Here is a 17,171-nt window from a genome sequence, read left to right as displayed (position 1 = left end):
ATCATTGTGACCGAACGCACGCCTCGCGTGCATCTCATCGGGGTCACCGCATGGTAATAAAAAAATATTTCTCCGCTTCCTATGCGCAGGCGCGCAAGAGATTCACGGAGGCGGCGCGCGCTGGCGGGTTCGAACTGAAGCAGATCGTGCATCCCACGGCGCTCGGTCCAGATGGCGGGAGCCTGTCGATTGATCTCGCGATCCACGCGCCTGCGGACACTCGTGCGCTGCTCATCGTCACGTCGGGCACGCATGGGGTCGAGGGTTTCTGCGGATCGGGTTGTCAGGTCGGATTGCTCGAGGATGCGGCCTTCCTTGCCGAAGCGAAACGGCGCGGCGTCGCGCTGTTGATGATTCACGGCGTCAACCCCTACGGATTCGCGCATCTGCGCCGGGTGAACGAAGACAACGTCGATCTGAATCGCAATAGCGCGGACTATTCGGCGCTGGCCGATTCGAATCCCGGGTACGGAGAACTCGATCCCTTGTTGCTGCCGGCATCCTGGCCGCCCGACGCGGCCAACCAGGCCGCTCTCGGGGCTTACATTCAGACGCATGGGGAAGAGGCGTTGCGCAATACGGTGTCGAAGGGACAGTACGCCGTGCCGGACGGGATGTTCTACGGCGGGGCGCAAACGAGCTGGAGCACGCAGACCGTTCACTCGGTGCTGCGCGCGCACGCCGGCGGCTATCGCCGGTTTGCGTGGATCGATCTTCATACGGGACTGGGCCCGTATGGTCACGGTGAAAAGATCTTCATGAGCACGGATCGCGCCGAACTGCAGAGAGCACGGCGCTGGTGGGGCAACGACGTGAAGCCGATCCATGAACCGGGTTCGATTTCGGCCGACGTGCAAGGCCCGATCATCACGCTTTCGTACGACGAGTTCCCCGGCGTCGAAAAGACGACGCTAGGCCTCGAATTCGGCACTTACGAACCCTTGCACGTGTTGCAGGCGCTGCGCGCCGATCACTGGCTCCACCGTCACCCGGAAACCGGGGCCGCCGCCGCGCAGATCCGGCAAAACCTGAAGGATGCGTTCTACTGCGACAACGACGAATGGAAGGGGTTGGTTCTCGGGCAGATGCGTGTCGTGGCCTGGCAGGCCGTCGCCGGACTTTCCGAAGGTGATTCGGACGTAACCGCTTAGAGACGACGCCAGGTTGCATTCAGAAAGCGTAGCGGGGACATAAAACGCCGGGCTCTTACGACGCTCAAATGATAGATGTTACGGAATCCGAAATTAATGTTCCGGATTAGTCATCAGCGAGACCGCGAATAACTATTTTAAAGACCCTATCTAAAGGCAGGAGACTCATGAAGATGGCGAAGCAATGGAAATGGCCACTCAAGGCAGGTGTGGCCGCCGCGTCACTCTGCGCGGCAAGCGCGGCGTATGCGGACGGGAGCGTGACGCTGTACGGTATCGCCGATGTCGGCATGATGTATCTGAGTCATTCGACTCCGGAATTCAATGGCGGGACGGGGACTGGCCACGTGTTCCAGCTCACCAACGCGGGCTACTCGCCTTCGTTGTGGGGTTTGACAGGCAAGGAAGATCTGGGCGGCGGCGTCAAGGCGGAATTCAAGCTCGAAAGCGGTATCAATCTGGCCAACGGCGGTTTCGATAACCCGGGCGGCAACAACGGGCTGTTCAACCGTATCGCCGAGGTCGGTGTGTCGGGCGGCTTTGGTACGGTCTTGGCCGGCCTGCAGATCTCGCCGTTCTTCAACATCATTTACGCCCTCGATCCGCGCGGTGCCGGCGAATTCGGCAGCATTCTTACTCCAGTCAGCGAAAACAGTCTGATCGCCGCCGTCTTCATGCCCAATGCGGTGTCTTATACGTCGCCCGACATAGGCGGGTTCCAGGCGGCGGGCCTGTTCGCACTGGGCGGTGTGGCGGGTTCGTTCCAGACCGGCCGCGCGTGGTCGGTCAGCGCGAGGTACACCAACGGCACGTTCCTCGCCGCGGCGGCGTACATCAGCGCCAACAACGCAGCCGATAGTGCACTCGCGAGCATCGGCGAACTCTATCCGATCAACGTCCGCGCTTATACCGCGGGGATGAGCTACAAATTCGGCGGCCTGATTGCCAAGGCCGCGTTCGCCAACTTCAGGGCGAACAGCGTGCCGGTCTCCGTGAACCCGGCACTGATGTATTCGACTAATACCAGTGTGAACATCTATAGCGGTGGCTTCGATTATTTCCCGCTGCCGTACCTCGATCTGAATGCCGGCGTGTACTACCAGCAGGACCGCGTGAACTCCGGGGGGCACTCGGTGATGGGCGCGATCGGCTCTCAGTTCTTCCTCTCGAAACGCACGGCGCTATATGCGCAGGTTGGCCTCGTCAACAACACGTGCGCGCACAACGGTGTGTGCCTCGGTTCGGGTCTTTCCGTCGAGAGCGGCGGCAGTGGCGTGGGGGGGCTGCAAGGTCTCGGGTTGGCTGCCGAAGGTCTCGGCCTGCCGCCGGGCACGACGGTCGGCGGCAACGTTGGCATTCGCACGACCTTTTGATCCGGGCGACGCCCAACAACCAAAACGGAGCAACATGACCACCATGGGTATTCAAAAGCTCGCCGTTATTGTCGGCGCTGCCGCGGCGTTGGCTGCGCTCAACGTGCAGGCGCAGCCCGCCGCTTCCCTGGTTCCAGCGGCCGCCGCATCATCGGCCAAGGCCGTCCGCAAGGCGGACCACACGCTTGAAAAGGCCGTGCGCAAGGCGCTGGGCAAGGACAAAGCCGTGGACGTGACCAACGTGAACGTGCGAGCGCGCAACGGCGCCGTGACGTTGCTCGGCTCGGTGCCGGAGCAGGGCCAGGTGGATGCCGCCACGCGAGTCGCTCAGGGCGTGACCGGTGTGTCGATGGTCAACAATGCGCTGACGATCAAGGCCGTCGCGCATTAGCCAGGGTACGCAGGGAATCCAGCCAGCGCTCGCATTGGTTTACGTGCGGGGATCGTTCGCATGCGTGCGTCGATGCAGCGGTCCCAGCGCGGTGGAGAGCAGCGCGCAGGGCAGCAGGATCGCGACGAGTGCGAACATCGTCGTCCTGAACGCATGGGCGTAGTCGATGACGCCGGGCGCCGCGCCGAGCGTCGAGAAGAACAGGCCGCCTAGCGTCGCCGCGCCGACGGCGGCGCCGATTTGCAGCGTCGCCGTGACCATGCCCGAGGCGATGCCCGCGCGCTCGGTCTCCACTTCGGCCAGCACGATGCGCACGACGGAAGGCAAAACGAGCCCCTGGCCGATGCCGATCGCCGCGAGTCCCAGATAGAACCCGGCGCCGGGCTCCGCCACGCCCGCGAGCGCAGCCGCAATCGCGAGTCCGCCCGCGAGCATCACGAAGCCCAGCGTTAGCACGCGGTAGCCGCCGAACCGGTGCACGAGGCGCGGCATCAACAGCGGGCTGGAAAGGAAGCCGATGCCGAACGGCAGGATCGCGAGTCCCGAAGCGAGCGGCGTCCAATGCAGGCCGCCTTGCAGATAAATGCCGTAGGTCAGGAAGAACGCACTCATCGTATAGAAGAGGAACGCCAGCACGAGGCCGAGCGCAATGACCGGATTGCGGAAAAGGCGCACGTCGAGCAGCGGATCCCTGCCATTGACGAGGCTGCGCCACTCCACGCGCAGCAGCAGGCCGAGCATGGGCAGCGAGCCGGCGAGGCAGGCGAGCATCCACAACGGCCAGCCCGACTCGCGTCCGCGCGTGAGCGGATAAACGAGCATCAGCAGAAACAGCGACAGCAGCAGGGTGCCCGGCACGTCGATGCGCTTGCCGCGCGGCGGCCGGCTTTCCGGGATGAAACGCCAGCTGCCGATGAGCGCGAACACGCCGATAGGCAGGTTGACGAGAAAGATCGCGCGCCAGCCCAGACCGAACGGGTGCAGGCTGATGAGCGCGCCGCCGCCCAGCTGGCCGATCACGGCGGCCACGCCGAAAACGAAGGCATAAAGCCCCATCAGGCGCACCTGCTCGTGCGGCGTGAATACGCTGCGGATCGTGGCCAGCACCTGCGGCGCGAGGGTCGCGGCGAACAGGCCTTGCAGGATGCGCCCGGCGACGAGCGCCGTGCCGCTGGTGGCGAGGCCGCAAAACGTGGAGGCGACGACGAAGCCCGCCATGCCCACCATGAAGATGCGCTTGCGGCCGTACAGGTCGCCGAGGCGCCCGCCCGTGATCAGCATGACGGCATTCGCGCACGCGTAGGCCGAGACGACCAGCTGGAGTTCGGACGCGTTCGCGCCGAGTCCGTCGCGGATGGCGGGCAGCGCGAGGTTCACGATGAAGTAGTCGAGCGGCGGCAGAATCGCGCCCACCAGCAAAACGACCAGCGCCCAGCCGTGATGGCCGTGGCTGGCATCGGCATCGATGGTGGCGCGGGACGCCACGGTGCAGGCCGCGTACGTATTGTCAGACATGAGTGTGCTCAGCGATAAAGGGCCGGATTTCGTCAGGCTGCGCTATCCAATGGACGCGCAGCGTGAGCGTCCAGTCGACATTGTGGTCGACCTCGATCTGACGGAAAAGCGGGAATTGATGGTACTATCCATCGACTTACTCGATGGGTAGTGGAATGTCATGCGTGGCTTCGAATTCGACCAGTTGAAGACGTTCGCGGCCGTGGCGAACGTGGGCAGCCTTTCGGCGGCGGCGCCGCTGCTGCATCTTTCGCAATCCACGATCAGCGAGCAGGTGCGCAAGCTCGAGGCGCGCGCAGGCATGCCGCTTTTCGTGCGCAGCAAGCGTGGCGTGGAGCTTACGCCCGCGGGCACGCGTCTGCTCGAACATGCGCGGCGTCTCGTGGCGCTCAACGAAGCCGCCTTCGACGACGTGCGCGGCCAGGCCATCAAGGGCGAGCTGCGCGTGGCGATCACCGAGTACTTCCGCACCAACGAGGTGGCCGGTTTGCTCGTGCGGCTGCGCGACTGCTATCCGCAGCTGAGCTTGCACGTGAGCGCGATGAAGAGCGCCGATATCGAGGTCGCGTATGCGAAGCGGCAGGTCGATCTCGGCGTGGTCATGCATCTGTCGAGCGGCCCGTTCCGGCCTGCGGCCACCGACGCGGACGCGCGCTGGGAGTTGCTGCGCGAACCGCTCTACTGGGTCGCGTCGCCGACGCTCGCCGAGCAGTTGCCGCAAGCGTTGCCGCTCGTGCTGCTGCCGGGCGACTGCATGATGCACCAGGTCGCGGTGCGCTCGCTCGAAGAAAGCGACATACCCTACGTGCTCGTTCACAGCGCGTCGGGCGTGGCCGGGCTGCAGTCCATGCTCGCAGCCGGTTTGGGTGTGGGATGCCTGTGCGCATCGGCAATCGGCGAGGGCCTCGTGCGGCTCGGCCCGAAGCACCGGCTGCCGGTCCTGCCCGACGCGGTGTTCTCGCTCGTGCCGCCGCATCCCGGCGAACGGGACACCGTGGCACAAGCGAGGGAAGTGCTGGCGCGGCAACTGCTGGTGTGATGCGGCTGCCGCGCCGGCGTGCTGCGCGCCTCAATGCGGCACGTTCACGACGCCGTCGTTCGCGCGAATCGCATTGCTGCCCGGGTTCTCCACGATGGCCGGCAGGTTCGCGAGACCCAGCGGCGGCGCGGCGCCCGGGCTGCCGCCGCGCGGGATCGTGCGGATGACCTGGGAAGGCGGCAGCGGCGTGCCATTCTTCAGATGACTCCACATCAGATTGAGCGCCGCGATGTTGTAGTAGTGCACCGGCACGAAGTGCGTATCGAAGCCCGGCACGGCGAGGAACGCATCGAAGTGTTGTCCGTTCAGCACCTCGTACAGCGACACGTGGCTGCGCGAACCTTCCCGCTCGCTGTTTGCCGCAAGATACGCGCGCGAAGCATGATTGATCGGCACGAGCGCGTCGCTGCGACCTTGCACGATGATCGCGGGCTTGCCGTGCAGGTTCGCGTTCACGCTGATCGCCTGGACGCTCTGGCGCATGCGCGGATCGCCCTTCGTCCACAACGCACGCAGACATGCCGCGCCCGCGAAGCTGGCATCGGGCGTGGCGAGCCGATGGTCGGCGCCGCCTGGCGGCGTGACGTTGTAGACGAGATTGACGCCATTGGTCGGTGGCACGCCGTTGCCCACGCCAAAGAGCGTCAGCATGGGCGAGACGGCCGGCGCAACGCCCGCGGCGCCCGTCGAAGCGTTCGTCGTGCCGAAGCTGAATCCGCACAGGTTGTCGAGCACGCTCGACCGCGTGTAGGCATCGGCGTAGGTCACCGCAACAGCCGGCACGGCCTGTGAATCCCACATCGGCGCGTGCAGCAGATCGGAGTCCGCTTCGTAGCCGGCCTCATGCAGGCGCGCGAGCGCGTCGTTCGCCTGCGCCTGCGTGTCGCCGCCGTGGATGTAGCCTGCCGCCGCGAGCGAGGTGCAGCGCGCCTGGCGAATCGCGGTCGTGGTCGCCACGGGCAGCGCCGTGAGATAGGGCGCACCGGCGGCGGCGTCCGCGAGCGCGGCGCAGGGTTGCAGCAGGTTCGCGAGCGTCATGTAGTCGGCCAGCGGTTTGCCGGCCGCGGCAATGCGCTGACCGCCTTCCCTGACTTGCGCGTCACCGGGCATGCGCACGTTGATCTGCGGTTCGCCGACCACCACCGCCGTGATCCACTTGCCCGTGTCCTCTTCGGCTGCGGCGAGCGATGCGCCGCCGCCGTTGCTCACGGAAGCCGCGATCGTCGTGATGTCGCCGGGCGCGTAGCGTACGCCGCGATTCGATGCGTCGACGCGCGGCGCGAACTGCTGGTTGAGCACCCAGTACGCGAACTGGACCGCCTCGAGTGTGTCCTTGCCCCAGTCCGCTTCGGGGTTCAGCTGCGAATGCGCGTGCTTGAACGCATAACGGTTCGGAAACTTCTGGTTGTAGGCGGCGAGCGCGCCCGCCGGCACGTTCGCGGTGAAAATGCTCGTGCGTCCCGCCGTTGCGGCGTTGGCCGTGACGCCATCGATCAATGTGACGAGGCCGCTCATCAGTTCTTCTGCGCCGTTGCCTGTGCCCTTGTCGGTATAGGCGACCGCGCAGCCGCGCTTGAGTCCCCACTCGCCGGCCGCCGAGATCGCGCCGTACACGCCGCGCGAACCCGACGACGTGGCTGTCACGATGCACGGGTTCGCCGGATCGAAGCTGGTTGGCACCTGCACGAGCAGGCTGACATTCTGGCGGCCGCTGCCGTCGTCGGCAAACGCGAGATATTCGGTGCCGGCGATTTTGCCTTCACCCAGTGTGTCGTTGCCGTAAAGATCGACGTTGGGCCCCCAGAAGCGGCCATAACCGCCGTTCGCGCTGATATCGACGAGCGCGCGATAGTTCGACCAGATTGCGAGCCGGCGCAGTTCCGCGGCCGTCGGGGCCGCGGGGTTCGCGATGGCCGGTTGCGCCCCGGCAAGCCCGGTTTTGCCGAGCCCGGCGGTCAACAGATCGTCGCTGACGCCATCGTAGCTGGTGGTTTGCAGACTGCTCGCCACCACGAACGATGGCAGTCTGTTTAATGCTGAGTGATTGGCGTTGTTCTCGGCAGCGTGTGCGCCGGGCACGAGCGCCGCGCCTGCTATGGCGATCGCGACGCTGAGGCGTGCCGTTCTACGCCGGACTGCGAACGGGGTATCTCTCATGGGTGTTTCCTTGTTTGTTGTTAGGGTAGGACGCACTGCATCGGGAAGACCGTTTCGACGTGCCGGCATCTCGGCACCCATGGACATTAGGACATCCTGAAAGCAGATACCAGGAGAGATTGCATGCGGGCACAAGGGGATCGCCTTCCACCTCGTACTGGCGATGGAAGGGCCCACTTGCTTGCTGTTCACGCGCGGTGGGGACCGCGCTCGGCTGGCGGATTCCTTGCGGGTTTATTTGCAGAGCAGGAGCAGGCGCTCCTGATCCGAGCATGGCCGCCCATCGGCTCGTTGCGCGGCGGGGGCGCCTTGCGCCGCGGTCGAACCCGTGGGGGCCTTCATCGCGGCGCGATGCGCGAAACACGCCTTCAGGCGCCGCTCGACGGGTGGATAGTATTGCCAGCCTTTGCCAAGCCCCGGCAGTTCGAGCTTCACCTGTTTCCACTTCGGATGGCCATGCTCCTGCAGGTTGTCGAAGTTCTCGCAGAGCGAATCGGCAAAGCGCTTCAGGTTGCCGACCGTATCGCGCAGGTTGTAGTCATAGGTGACGAGAAAGGCCTTGACCGTCCACGTCGGCACGTCTTCCTTGAGCCAGTTCGGGTAGCTCGACACGTGAATCGTCGCGGGATAGTAGGTCTGCTTTGCGCGCGCCGTTTCCGGCGCGTTCGGATCGACGTGCAGGAAGCGGATCTGCTGCAGCAGCTCGGGGTTCATGTCGGTAAAGAGCTTGGCGGGCTGCCCGGCGACGATGATCGCCACATCGATCTTCTTGACGATGAGCGCGGCCAACGCGTCTTCGTTGCTCAGGTGCTGCGCGTTCTGCTCGGGAATCGGCTGGCCGAACATGAGGCGGTACAGCGTGGTCGCGGACTGCGCGGTGCCGCTGCCGATCAGGCCGACACTGATCACCTTGTCCTTGATCTCGTTGATCGCCTTCATCGGCGAGTCGTTACGCACCACGAAGTAAATCTCTTCGTCATAGAGCGGCATGATGAGCCGCAGTGGCCGTATCAGCGTGCCGGCCTCTTCGTTGCCGGAATTGGCCATGTCGACGTAGGCCTGGTAGACGTCGGACTGCACGAGCGCGAGCTTCACGCCGGGCTCGAAACGCATGCGCTGCACGTTTTCGGCCGAGCCTTTCGATGGGATCACTTCGAGGTCGATGCCCGCCGGCTGCGCGACCCATTTCGCCAGGTCCTGGCCGATCTGAATGTACGTCCCGCGCTCCGGGCCGGTCACGATGCGGTAGTGCGCGTCGACCTCGGCGGCGACGGCGAGCACTGAGAAAAGCAGCGCGATCAGCGCCGCCACTCCCGCTAGAGTCGATTTCAGCATGGTCTCTCTCCCGCCTTGTTTGCGATGTACGGCAGACTTCGTTATGTTATGGAATCCTGTTCAATGCGTGGCGCCCGGCGGCGCGGTATGCTTCCAGCCGTTTTGCACGATCGCGCGCTCCTGGGCGTCGACGCTGTTGTCGCCGCCGGCGGGACTGGCGGCCGTCGCGACGTTCGCCGCGTTTGTCGCATTCGTGGCATTCGTCGCGTTCGCTGTGTTCATCGCGCCGGGCAGTGGAGGCGGCGATGCGCTCGTATTCCAGTCCTGCGACGACGGTAGCCGCACGGTGTTCGCGCCGCGCGGCAACGCCGCTGCCGCGTTCACTTGCGGGGCGCCATTGGGCGGGCTGAGCGGCTTCCACGCCGTCGATACGATGGCGCGCTCCATCAACGATTGCGCGGCTTGACTGCTCGAATCGATCGCGAGCGCTTCCGAAGCCTGTTGCTGCACGCAGGCCCAGGCACGCTGCGCGACGCAGCGGTCCGCGTTTTGCAACGCGCTATCGCGCCGCTGCTCGCGCGCCGCGATCTCGCTTTGAAGCGCGCGCGCCTCCTCGTTGTCCCCGTCGCGCGCGAGCACGGCATTAGCCGCGGCTTTCGCGTCGAACAGGTTGTTTTCCGCAAGGCTGGTCCGCGCGACACGCAGACCGTCGGCCACGTCCGCGAACTGCGGCGCGGCGTGTGCATTCGGCGGGGGCGATTGCGGCTGCGCGCGGGTCTGCTTGCCGGCAGCGGGGGGCGTCTCATCGGACTGTTGCGCAGACGCATTGGTCGAAACCGAACCGCCCGAAGAGTGCAGGGTCTCTTCGCTGGCTGTGCCTTCCCGCTGGCGGTTGGTACCGAACAGCAGATACGTGCCGTACGCGAACGCAAGTATGAGAGCGAAAACAAACAGGCCCCTCGGAAAGATCCATTGCCCCATGTGCGAAATCCGCAACCCGTGTGTAAGCGCTAAGGCGTGCTGCGCGGGCTGGTAGTCGGTGTTCAGCGACGGCCCGTCAGTCGCGGGTACGCCCGCCTGCACGAGTTTCGCGGCCGCGGGCGCGGGGGGCGCCGCCGCCGTGGCGCCGAGGGGTGTCAACGTGGCTTTCGGATGGGTGCCCAGCGCGACTTTGTCGAGTGGACAATCCGTGCCGCAGTAAGGGCAGAACTCGAAGTTTTCGTACAGCAGTCCGCCGCAACGCTTGCACGCCGCGGGGAAATTATGGTCGCGACCAATCTGAGCGGACATGATGTCGTCCCACCGTTATGGCAAAGCCATTTCGGCATGCTCAGAATCGTCGTTGAAGCGATGGGCAAGGCCTCGCGGAACTCACGATCTGCATGCGAAGGAAAGCGACGGGGCCGGACCGAGCGCAGCCGTCTGGTCAAAATATGGTTGATTTCGCACAGCGCGTCAATCTCCCTTGTTGCCCAGCGCACATATGCGTGTTGGCTGTGTTCTGGCGAAGATCGAGTTGCGGAATTTTTTACCGTGCAGGGTTTTATTTATAAGAGTAGCTAAATGTGCGGACGTGCTTCTCAACCGTCACGCACCGCACGAGAAGTATGTCCCCAATTGGGTGCGTCGGCCGACGCGCGCAAGCCACGGATTGCAATCATTCGGACAACCTGTAGAGCATTGCCGGGCATCCCGTTCTTCCTGCGCTCGCGGTCGCGTTGCAGCGAGATCTCGCATCGCCGACCCGCATGCACGCGACCGTTTCATGCGCGAAGCAATTGCTGCGTGCGCAACGAATCATCGCGCATAGGTTCAGAAACTATCCCTTGACAAAGTACTGCGGCGCCTCCTATTTTTCCTCTGCCATCTTTCATTACAAAATATTTCCAGCGCAATCTCGTCGGCGAAACTCAACAGTTTCGCCCCATGCTCTATGGATTATTTAGGCATCCATAGTAAAAAATGACGCTTGAACTGAATCGACTTTGTCAGGAATGGAAAGTTAAATGTCAGCCGTTTCCTGCCGGTAATTGCATTTGAATTTCGATGCCTTTTTCAAGGCGTTATTACCGGCGAACGCGGTCCCCGCGTAGTGCGACGTCATCATTCGAAGGGGTATAACAATGCATCCGGACAGTAAACCCAGCATGGGCTTGAGCCGCAGCCGGTGCCAGCTGCGCCATGCAGGCGCAATCGCCATTGGCGTGCTGATGCTCGCGGGTTGCGGTGGTGGCGATAGCCCGTCATCGCCTGCCGCGAGCGCAATGAACCAGGTTTCGGCGAGCGCGAAAGCCGCCGCGCAAACGCCGAACTCGCCAAACGCCAACCAGCCCTATACGGACCCGATCGCCTACTCGCCGAACGCCAACGATGGCCTTGCCGCGTCGCAGGCCGCCGAAAAAGCCGCGATCATGCATTACCAGTGGACCTCAGGCAAAACGACGCTCAACTACACGACGACAACCGGCCATCTGACCGCTTCGGACGCAAGCGGCAATGCGGAGGCGACGATGTCCTATGTCGCCTATACTGCGCCGGCCACGAACGGTTCGCCGCGGCCAGTGACGTTCATCTATAACGGCGGACCCGGTTCGTCGTCGATCTGGCTGCGTCTCGGCTCGTTTGCGCCAACGCGTGTCGCCACCCCCGATCCGCTGCTCACCAACTGGCCGAACTTTCCGCTCGTCAACAATGCCGAGAGCCTGATCGATACGACGGACATGGTGTTCATCGACCCGCCGGGCACGGGGCTCTCGGAGGCGATTCTGCCGAACACCAACCAGAAGTTCTGGGGCTGTGATCCGGATGTGAACGTAATGCGCGATTTCATCAAGCGCTATCTGGCCGTGAATAACCGCAGTAGTTCGCCGATCTATCTCTACGGCGAATCGTATGGCACGCCGCGCACCGACATGCTTGCGCTCGCGCTCGAGGCGGCGGGCGTGCAGTTGACCGGCATCGTGCTTCAGTCGTCCATCCTGAACTACTTTGCCGATGCGATCGAAGCGACGGCCATCACGGATTCGACGGCCGGCCTGGTGCTCGATACCGATACACTCGCGGGCTATTACCCCGGCTACGCCGAGGTGGCTGCCTACTTCAATCTGGTTTCGCCGCCATTGATCGATCAAGGCCTCTTCGCGTTGCAGTCGGAGATCTTCGCGACGGGCCAGTACCAGCATTTCCGCAAATACGCGCAATCGTGGGTGCTGAGTCAACTCGGTATTCCCGACGCGCTGGGCAAGCCGGTCTTTCCGCCCCAGAAGACGCTGGATTCGTGGCGCTGGCCTTCGAGCCTCACATTGCAGGCGCTCAATGGCTATTTCAACGTGAACCCGTTCAGTAACGAACTGATCCCGGGCACGACGATCGGCCGTTACGACGGGCGCGTGTCGCTGCCGAATTCGGATCCGCGCTTGCAGAGCGACGGCGACCCGTCGGACATCCTCATCTCGCAGCCGTTCACGACCGCACTCGCTACGCAGATGCCCGATTATCTCGGCTACACGGCGCCGAATGCGACGTATATGCCACTGAACGACAACATCATCGGAGTCTGGGACTTCTCGCACGACGGCCAGCCGTTGCCCGATACGCTGCCCGACCTGCTCGGCGCGATCCAGCTCAATCCGCAGCTGAAGGTGCTTGCGGAGAACGGCTTTCACGATCTCGCTACGCCGTTCTTCAATACGGAGAAGCAACTCGCCCGTCTGCAAACGGTGGCCGGCTTGAGCCCGAATCTGCAGGTCAACTTCTTCCAGGGCGGACACATGATTTATCTGGACGACGTGGCACGCCCGAAGATGAAGGCCGATCTCGTGAGCTACTATGGTGGTCAACCCATACCATTGGCGCTTTCGCTCTGGACGCTTCCGCAGCCGTGGCCCGACGAGAGTCCCGCGGGTACGCCGACCTCCACGGCAGTCGCGGCAGCGGGTCAATAACGTCACAGGCCGGGGCCTTCGTCGAGCATCGATCATCGATAGCCGATTGAGGCCCACTCCTCACTCATTGAAGGCGAGCGATCATGTCTACTTTCAAAAAGCTGTGGTGCGTAGCTCCGCTCACGCTTTGCGCGATGGCTGCGGTCACGACAGGCCATGCCCAGGCGGCAACGCAAGCGGTGGCGCCTGTTCAGCTGCCGAAGGGCGGCCACGGTGTGGATGGCCCATTTTTCCCGTCGAGCCGGCCGGCGCCGCTCACACCCTCCACCGGTACACAATTGCAGCAAGAGGCGCAGCAGCGGGTTGAGGCTCGCCTCGGTGCGAATTCCGCATTGAGCAACGGCGCTTCGATCACGAAGGCTCAGGCGCAAAGCAACGGGCTCGGGTATATCGCGCAGCATTTCGATCAGATCGACACGGCGCATACGGGCAGGGTGTCGATGAGCGACGTGCGGCAATATCTGCAGAAACAGGGCCAATGAGGCCGCAACTCTGTCGCACGGTAGTGATCGGCGTCGTGGGCGTGCTGGCGGCGGGGGCGGGCGCCCGGGCCAGTTTCGCGCTCGACGCCGCTGCCGTCGTGCTGCCTCAGGACGCGCCGCACTACAGGGTGGGAGACAACTGGACCTTCGAGCGGTCCGACCCGTTGTCCGGTCAGCGGCGAACCTTCACGCAAACCGTGACGTCCGTCCACGCCGATGGCAGCGCATCGCTTCTGATCGGCCCCGGCGGCGGGCGTCTCGAACTCACCTCCGAAGCCAATGTGATTCCCAATGGCGTCGACGCGCGTGCCTGCGGAATCGCGCTGCATTTTCCGCTGCGAGCCGGCGCGCGTTATGAGGCGGACTGCATGGCCACCGCCCCTTCGGGCATGAGGGTGCAGCGCCGGGCCCAATGTGAAGTGGACGGCGTGGAGACGGTTAACACGAAGGCGGGCGCTTTCTCCGCGATCAAGATCACGATGAGCGGTGTCTGGCAGCCGCAGTATGGCGCGGGCGGCGGGCCGATGGAGGAGACGCTCTGGTATGCCCCGAGCGTCAAGCGCGTGGTGCGCGAAGAGTTTCAGGGCCGTCTGGCCGGAAGGGGCGCGCCCGCGACGAACGCAATCGAACTGGTGCGTTACGCAGTGAAGCCGTAACGCCGTTCTCATCGAATTTGTCTGCACACGAAATCTCCCACTGGCTCGCTCTCTCCATCAAACGATGGAGGCGCAAGCGTGCGCGGTTCCATAGGCTTAGAAAGCGGAGCGCTAGTCGGCACGAGCCAGGGCCTCCGTCGACGACTGCTTTCGGCCCGCTGCGCGTCATGAAGCCAGACGCCTGCTATGGTGACAAGGAGATGACCATGAAGATCAAGCATTCAAGAATTTTGTCGGCAACAGCCTTTGCACTTCTCTCGCTCAGTGGCGTCGCGCAGGCCGACGGCGGCCTTTGCTCGAACGCAACGTTAAGGGGAGCTTACGGATTTCACGGTCATGGAGAAATTCTTGGCTTGCTGGACAGCAACAACAAGCTGCACCTGTTTGCCTCACCGTCGACACTCGATGACGTGGCCATCGTGACGTTTGACGGCTCAGGTAAATTCACTCGCACCGACTTCGGCATGATCAATGGCTTGCCGAAAGGCGGGCAGACTGCCTTCAACCCGTACCAGAGCGGCACGTACACCGTGAACTCCGATTGCACGGGGATCATGAAACTGGTTTATGGCAGCGGCGGACCGGTGCCGGCCGGCGTCGAGACCGACCTGCAGATCGTGGTTTCCGACGACGGGACGCTCATCGAATCCGTTGTCTACAAGGCGTATTCGCCCGCGTCCGGTCCTACCGCCGACGGCACGACGTGTCCGCCGAATTGCGATCAAGGTGTGCAGGAACAATTCGAAGGAAAGAAGGTTCTCGTTTACGGCTTCCGCTAAGCGCGCCTCTTGCTTTCGGGAGGGCTGCGTTGCACGTATTCATTTCGTGCAACGTGGCCTTTCCATCGTCGCGATTCTTCTCTTCGTTTCTCTTCGATATCGTCAGCGCTTAACGCAGCGAGTAGCCCCGGCCCTGCATGCAAGCCTCCCACGCCTGGCGATAGCTGGCGAGCGCCTGTTGTTGCGCCGATTCGATCTGTGCGTTCTGCGCCGCCGCGGCACGCCCCTGGCGCCGGTGCGCTACGCCCCCGGCAACCGTGCCGGCCACGGCGCCGATGGCCGCACCGTGGCCGGCGTCGCCCCCGATTGCACCAGCGGCGGCACCAATGGCCGCGCCTCCGGCGGCGCCCCGGACGCGTTGGCCATTCGGCGCTTGAGCTTGCGGCGCAGCGTTTGCCGCGACCGCTGGGTCAATGCCTGTTTTCTGTTTTGCCCACGCATAGCAGGCACCTTCGTCGGAACTTTGCTGCTGGGCGCTTTGGCCTTTCGACGGGTACACGACGGTTTGCTGCGCAAGAACTGGAAATGCCGTTCCCGCGATCACTATTGCGGCGGGAATAAAAACGAAGCGATTGATTCTCATGGAAGACTCTTCCCATAGTGGCCTGGATAAGTCGGCAGAGAATATCTCGTGCTCATTCGATCGCGTAGGTGCATGGGTCAATAAGCGTTGTTCCCGTTGATACGTGTCAATGGAGGTCAAAACGAAGCCGAAAATCGCGGGTCGCGGCCGCATTTGATTGATTGGCTTTTGCATAAAACAGGGAGATGGCATGCGACAAATATTCTGGTTCTTAACGAACTCAATTCGGCTATTGATAGCCTGTCAGGCAAGCAAGGTGTGTGCACAGCTCCGCACGATTGCGGCGGGGCCAATGGTACGCTTGGGCTTCTCGAGATCACGTGGCTGGAGATTGCCTATCATGAAGCGCTTGTGCTGCGCAGCGTTCCTCGCCTTATTCGTTGCCGGTTGTGCTTCGCCGTCGCCGCCGCCCGCTGCCGACACCAACACCTACATGCTGCACACCCCCGATGGCCCGAAGCCCGGCTCACCCACCTCGAAGCCGCCGAGGCTCACCGTGGGCGTTAGCGATCCCGACACGCAACTGATTCTTCCGTGGTTCCTCAACGACATCATCAACTTCGTGAATTACCGCTAGTCCGCGCTCTCTCTGCCGGCGACCCGGAAAAACCCTCCCTTGAAGCCTGAAAAACCATTTCCTACTCTATGAAACGTTTCAGTTCGGGCGGGTAACCTCAAGCGCATCTCCTCGGGCGGACAGACCAGCATGGACGACCGCAAGAAAAGTGCCAGTACACTCAAGGACGTCGCGAACGCGGCGGGAGTCTCGCTGGGCACGGCGTCGAAGGTGCTCGCGGGCGCCGCAAACGTGAGCGAAGCGCGCCAGCGCCAGGTCTGGGAAGCGGCCCGCAAGCTCGGCTACCGGCGCAACAGTCTGGCCGCCGAATTGCGCAGTTGCCGCTCCACGTCGATTGGCTTTGTCGTGCCCGACCTGACCAATTCGTTCTTCATCGAACTGGTCTGCGCGCTCGAAGACCATGCCCTCGAATCCGGTTACCGGCTCATCCTCGCGCATGCCCAGGAGGACCCGGAGCGCGAAGCGGAACGCATCCGCTTCGTCCTCTCGCGCCAGGTGGCGGGCATGATCATCATTCCATGCCACGGCTACGAGCACGCGATCAGCGAACTGCGCGAATGCGACGTGCCGCTCGTCATGGCCGATCGCGTGGACAGCAGTTTTCCCGCCAACACGGTCACGACCGACAGTCATCGCGCGGCGATGGACGGCACCGCGCATCTGATCGCGCTCGGTCACCGCCGCATCACGTTCATCGTGAATGCGCTCGACCTCGTAAACAGCCGCGAGCGGGCCCAGGGCTACCAGGACGCGATGCAGCGTGCCGGGCTGGCGCAGCACGCCAACGTCGTGGTGTGCGGCATGAGCGATACCGAAAGCCATGCGACGACGCTTGGCGTGCTCGCCGCGCGCGAGCGCCCCACGGCGCTCTTCACGGGCGCGAACGTCGCGACGCTCGGCGCGCTGCGGGCGATCCGCGACGCGGGCCTGCAGCTGCCGGACGACATCTCGCTGCTTTCCTTCGACGACGCGCCGTGGATGTCGGTGCTGCGTCCCGGCATCAGTTCGATTCGCCAGCCCGCCGAGGCGATAGCCCGCGGCATCTGGCATCTCCTGCACAAGCAGTTGCTGGGCGAGAACCCGGAGATCGTGCACCTGCGCATGCGTGCCGACCTGCGTGTGCGCGACAGCACGGGCCCGGTCCGGTATGACGAATGGGGCGAAGCGGCGCGCGCCTCCGCCGCGCCGCCGCTATAACGTTCTATTTTTTGCAGCACCCGAGGCCGGCCACACGCGCCGCCCGGTTCAG

16 protein-coding genes are annotated in these 17,171 nt (G+C 63.6%); 11 read left to right on the top strand and 5 right to left on the bottom strand.

Annotation, left to right across the window (positions count from 1 at the left end):
- The first annotated feature begins 50 nt into the window (after positions 1-50).
- The 3 genes from A3CW_RS0117450 (at position 51) to A3CW_RS0117440 (ending at position 2,915) form a co-directional block, all read left to right on the top strand.
- Positions 51-1,151 carry a M14 family metallopeptidase gene (locus A3CW_RS0117450; RefSeq protein WP_028204720.1) on the top strand — a complete coding sequence of 367 codons (1,101 nt, stop codon included), beginning with the start codon at positions 51-53 and terminating at the stop codon, positions 1,149-1,151.
- A 167-nt stretch (positions 1,152-1,318) separates the two neighbouring features.
- Positions 1,319-2,524 carry a porin gene (locus A3CW_RS0117445; protein ID WP_051481533.1) on the top strand — a complete coding sequence of 402 codons (1,206 nt, stop codon included), beginning with the start codon at positions 1,319-1,321 and terminating at the stop codon, positions 2,522-2,524.
- Positions 2,525-2,567: 43 nt separating this feature from the next.
- Entirely contained in the window at positions 2,568-2,915 is a 348-nt protein-coding gene (locus A3CW_RS0117440; RefSeq protein ID WP_051481545.1) for a BON domain-containing protein, read from the top strand.
- Positions 2,916-2,954: 39 nt separating this feature from the next.
- Here the strand turns inward: A3CW_RS0117440 and A3CW_RS0117435 are convergent, their stop codons facing one another.
- Positions 2,955-4,430, bottom strand: coding sequence for an MFS transporter (locus A3CW_RS0117435; RefSeq protein WP_028204717.1), 1,476 nt, complete (start codon positions 4,428-4,430; stop codon positions 2,955-2,957).
- Between A3CW_RS0117435 and A3CW_RS52370 the strand changes: the two genes are divergently transcribed.
- Both A3CW_RS52370 and A3CW_RS0117425 read left to right on the top strand, forming a co-directional pair.
- Complete coding sequence (locus tag A3CW_RS52370) at positions 4,429-4,581, top strand: hypothetical protein (RefSeq protein ID WP_154677965.1); 153 nt, start codon at positions 4,429-4,431, stop codon at positions 4,579-4,581. The two genes, A3CW_RS0117435 and A3CW_RS52370, sit on opposite strands and share 2 nt — an antisense overlap.
- A 9-nt stretch (positions 4,582-4,590) precedes the next feature.
- Positions 4,591-5,469: a LysR family transcriptional regulator gene (locus tag A3CW_RS0117425; RefSeq protein ID WP_028204716.1), complete on the top strand. Its 879-nt coding sequence runs from the start codon at positions 4,591-4,593 to the stop codon at positions 5,467-5,469.
- A gap of 30 nt (positions 5,470-5,499) precedes the next feature.
- Here the strand turns inward: A3CW_RS0117425 and A3CW_RS0117420 are convergent, their stop codons facing one another.
- The 3 genes from A3CW_RS0117420 to A3CW_RS0117410 all read right to left on the bottom strand — a co-directional run bounded on the left by A3CW_RS0117420 (position 5,500) and on the right by A3CW_RS0117410 (position 10,191).
- Positions 5,500-7,626 (bottom strand): D-(-)-3-hydroxybutyrate oligomer hydrolase, encoded by a 2,127-nt coding sequence (locus A3CW_RS0117420; protein ID WP_028204715.1) that lies wholly within the window; start codon positions 7,624-7,626, stop codon positions 5,500-5,502.
- 234 nt (positions 7,627-7,860) lie between these two features.
- Complete coding sequence (locus A3CW_RS0117415) at positions 7,861-8,961, bottom strand: TAXI family TRAP transporter solute-binding subunit (RefSeq protein ID WP_028204714.1); 1,101 nt, start codon at positions 8,959-8,961, stop codon at positions 7,861-7,863.
- Positions 8,962-9,021: 60 nt separating this feature from the next.
- Positions 9,022-10,191 carry a zinc ribbon domain-containing protein gene (locus A3CW_RS0117410; RefSeq protein WP_028204713.1) on the bottom strand — a complete coding sequence of 390 codons (1,170 nt, stop codon included), beginning with the start codon at positions 10,189-10,191 and terminating at the stop codon, positions 9,022-9,024.
- 833 nt (positions 10,192-11,024) lie between these two features.
- On the opposite strand from A3CW_RS0117410, the gene A3CW_RS0117405 reads away from it, so the two are divergent.
- From A3CW_RS0117405 to A3CW_RS0117390, 4 genes are all read left to right on the top strand, one after another.
- Entirely contained in the window at positions 11,025-12,845 is a 1,821-nt protein-coding gene (locus A3CW_RS0117405; protein WP_028204712.1) for a S10 family serine carboxypeptidase-like protein, read from the top strand.
- Positions 12,846-12,979: 134 nt separating this feature from the next.
- Positions 12,980-13,327, top strand: coding sequence for a 2-oxoglutarate dehydrogenase (locus A3CW_RS0117400; protein ID WP_407669751.1), 348 nt, complete (start codon positions 12,980-12,982; stop codon positions 13,325-13,327).
- A 23-nt stretch (positions 13,328-13,350) separates the two neighbouring features.
- Complete coding sequence (locus A3CW_RS0117395; RefSeq protein WP_028204710.1) at positions 13,351-13,983, top strand: hypothetical protein; 633 nt, start codon at positions 13,351-13,353, stop codon at positions 13,981-13,983.
- Positions 13,984-14,189: 206 nt separating this feature from the next.
- Positions 14,190-14,762, top strand: a complete 573-nt coding sequence (locus tag A3CW_RS0117390; RefSeq protein ID WP_028204709.1) for a hypothetical protein — start codon at positions 14,190-14,192, stop codon at positions 14,760-14,762.
- Between the two features lie 109 nt (positions 14,763-14,871).
- On the opposite strand, the gene A3CW_RS0117385 is transcribed toward A3CW_RS0117390, so the two are convergent.
- Positions 14,872-15,345: a YMGG-like glycine zipper-containing protein gene (locus A3CW_RS0117385; protein ID WP_028204708.1), complete on the bottom strand. Its 474-nt coding sequence runs from the start codon at positions 15,343-15,345 to the stop codon at positions 14,872-14,874.
- Positions 15,346-15,685: 340 nt separating this feature from the next.
- Between A3CW_RS0117385 and A3CW_RS0117380 the strand changes: the two genes are divergently transcribed.
- Entirely contained in the window at positions 15,686-15,922 is a 237-nt protein-coding gene (locus A3CW_RS0117380) for a hypothetical protein (protein WP_028204707.1), read from the top strand.
- Between the two features lie 129 nt (positions 15,923-16,051).
- Entirely contained in the window at positions 16,052-17,119 is a 1,068-nt protein-coding gene (locus tag A3CW_RS0117375; RefSeq protein WP_028204706.1) for a LacI family DNA-binding transcriptional regulator, read from the top strand.
- Positions 17,120-17,171 lie beyond the last annotated feature (52 nt).

Origin of the sequence: Paraburkholderia nodosa DSM 21604, assembly GCF_000519185.1 — a bacterium.
GTDB lineage: Bacteria > Pseudomonadota > Gammaproteobacteria > Burkholderiales > Burkholderiaceae > Paraburkholderia > Paraburkholderia nodosa.
Note: the sequence above shows the minus strand (reverse complement) of the source record. Positions and strands in the feature narration are given on the sequence as shown.

Bases quoted from the DNA above. Each gene is read 5' to 3' on its own strand.
- A3CW_RS0117450 (WP_028204720.1), top strand. From the start codon at position 51: ATGGTAATAAAAAAATATTTCTCCGCTTCCTATGCGCAGGCGCGCAAG.
- A3CW_RS0117445 (WP_051481533.1), top strand. From the start codon at position 1,319: ATGAAGATGGCGAAGCAATGGAAATGGCCACTCAAGGCAGGTGTGGCC.
- A3CW_RS0117440 (WP_051481545.1), top strand. From the start codon at position 2,568: ATGGGTATTCAAAAGCTCGCCGTTATTGTCGGCGCTGCCGCGGCGTTG.
- A3CW_RS52370 (WP_154677965.1), top strand. From the start codon at position 4,429: ATGAGTGTGCTCAGCGATAAAGGGCCGGATTTCGTCAGGCTGCGCTAT.
- A3CW_RS0117435 (WP_028204717.1), bottom strand. From the start codon at position 4,430: ATGTCTGACAATACGTACGCGGCCTGCACCGTGGCGTCCCGCGCCACC.
- A3CW_RS0117425 (WP_028204716.1), top strand. From the start codon at position 4,591: ATGCGTGGCTTCGAATTCGACCAGTTGAAGACGTTCGCGGCCGTGGCG.
- A3CW_RS0117420 (WP_028204715.1), bottom strand. From the start codon at position 7,626: ATGAGAGATACCCCGTTCGCAGTCCGGCGTAGAACGGCACGCCTCAGC.
- A3CW_RS0117415 (WP_028204714.1), bottom strand. From the start codon at position 8,961: ATGCTGAAATCGACTCTAGCGGGAGTGGCGGCGCTGATCGCGCTGCTT.
- A3CW_RS0117410 (WP_028204713.1), bottom strand. From the start codon at position 10,191: ATGTCCGCTCAGATTGGTCGCGACCATAATTTCCCCGCGGCGTGCAAG.
- A3CW_RS0117405 (WP_028204712.1), top strand. From the start codon at position 11,025: ATGCATCCGGACAGTAAACCCAGCATGGGCTTGAGCCGCAGCCGGTGC.
- A3CW_RS0117400 (WP_407669751.1), top strand. From the start codon at position 12,980: ATGGCTGCGGTCACGACAGGCCATGCCCAGGCGGCAACGCAAGCGGTG.
- A3CW_RS0117390 (WP_028204709.1), top strand. From the start codon at position 14,190: ATGAAGATCAAGCATTCAAGAATTTTGTCGGCAACAGCCTTTGCACTT.
- A3CW_RS0117385 (WP_028204708.1), bottom strand. From the start codon at position 15,345: ATGAGAATCAATCGCTTCGTTTTTATTCCCGCCGCAATAGTGATCGCG.
- A3CW_RS0117380 (WP_028204707.1), top strand. From the start codon at position 15,686: ATGAAGCGCTTGTGCTGCGCAGCGTTCCTCGCCTTATTCGTTGCCGGT.
- A3CW_RS0117375 (WP_028204706.1), top strand. From the start codon at position 16,052: ATGGACGACCGCAAGAAAAGTGCCAGTACACTCAAGGACGTCGCGAAC.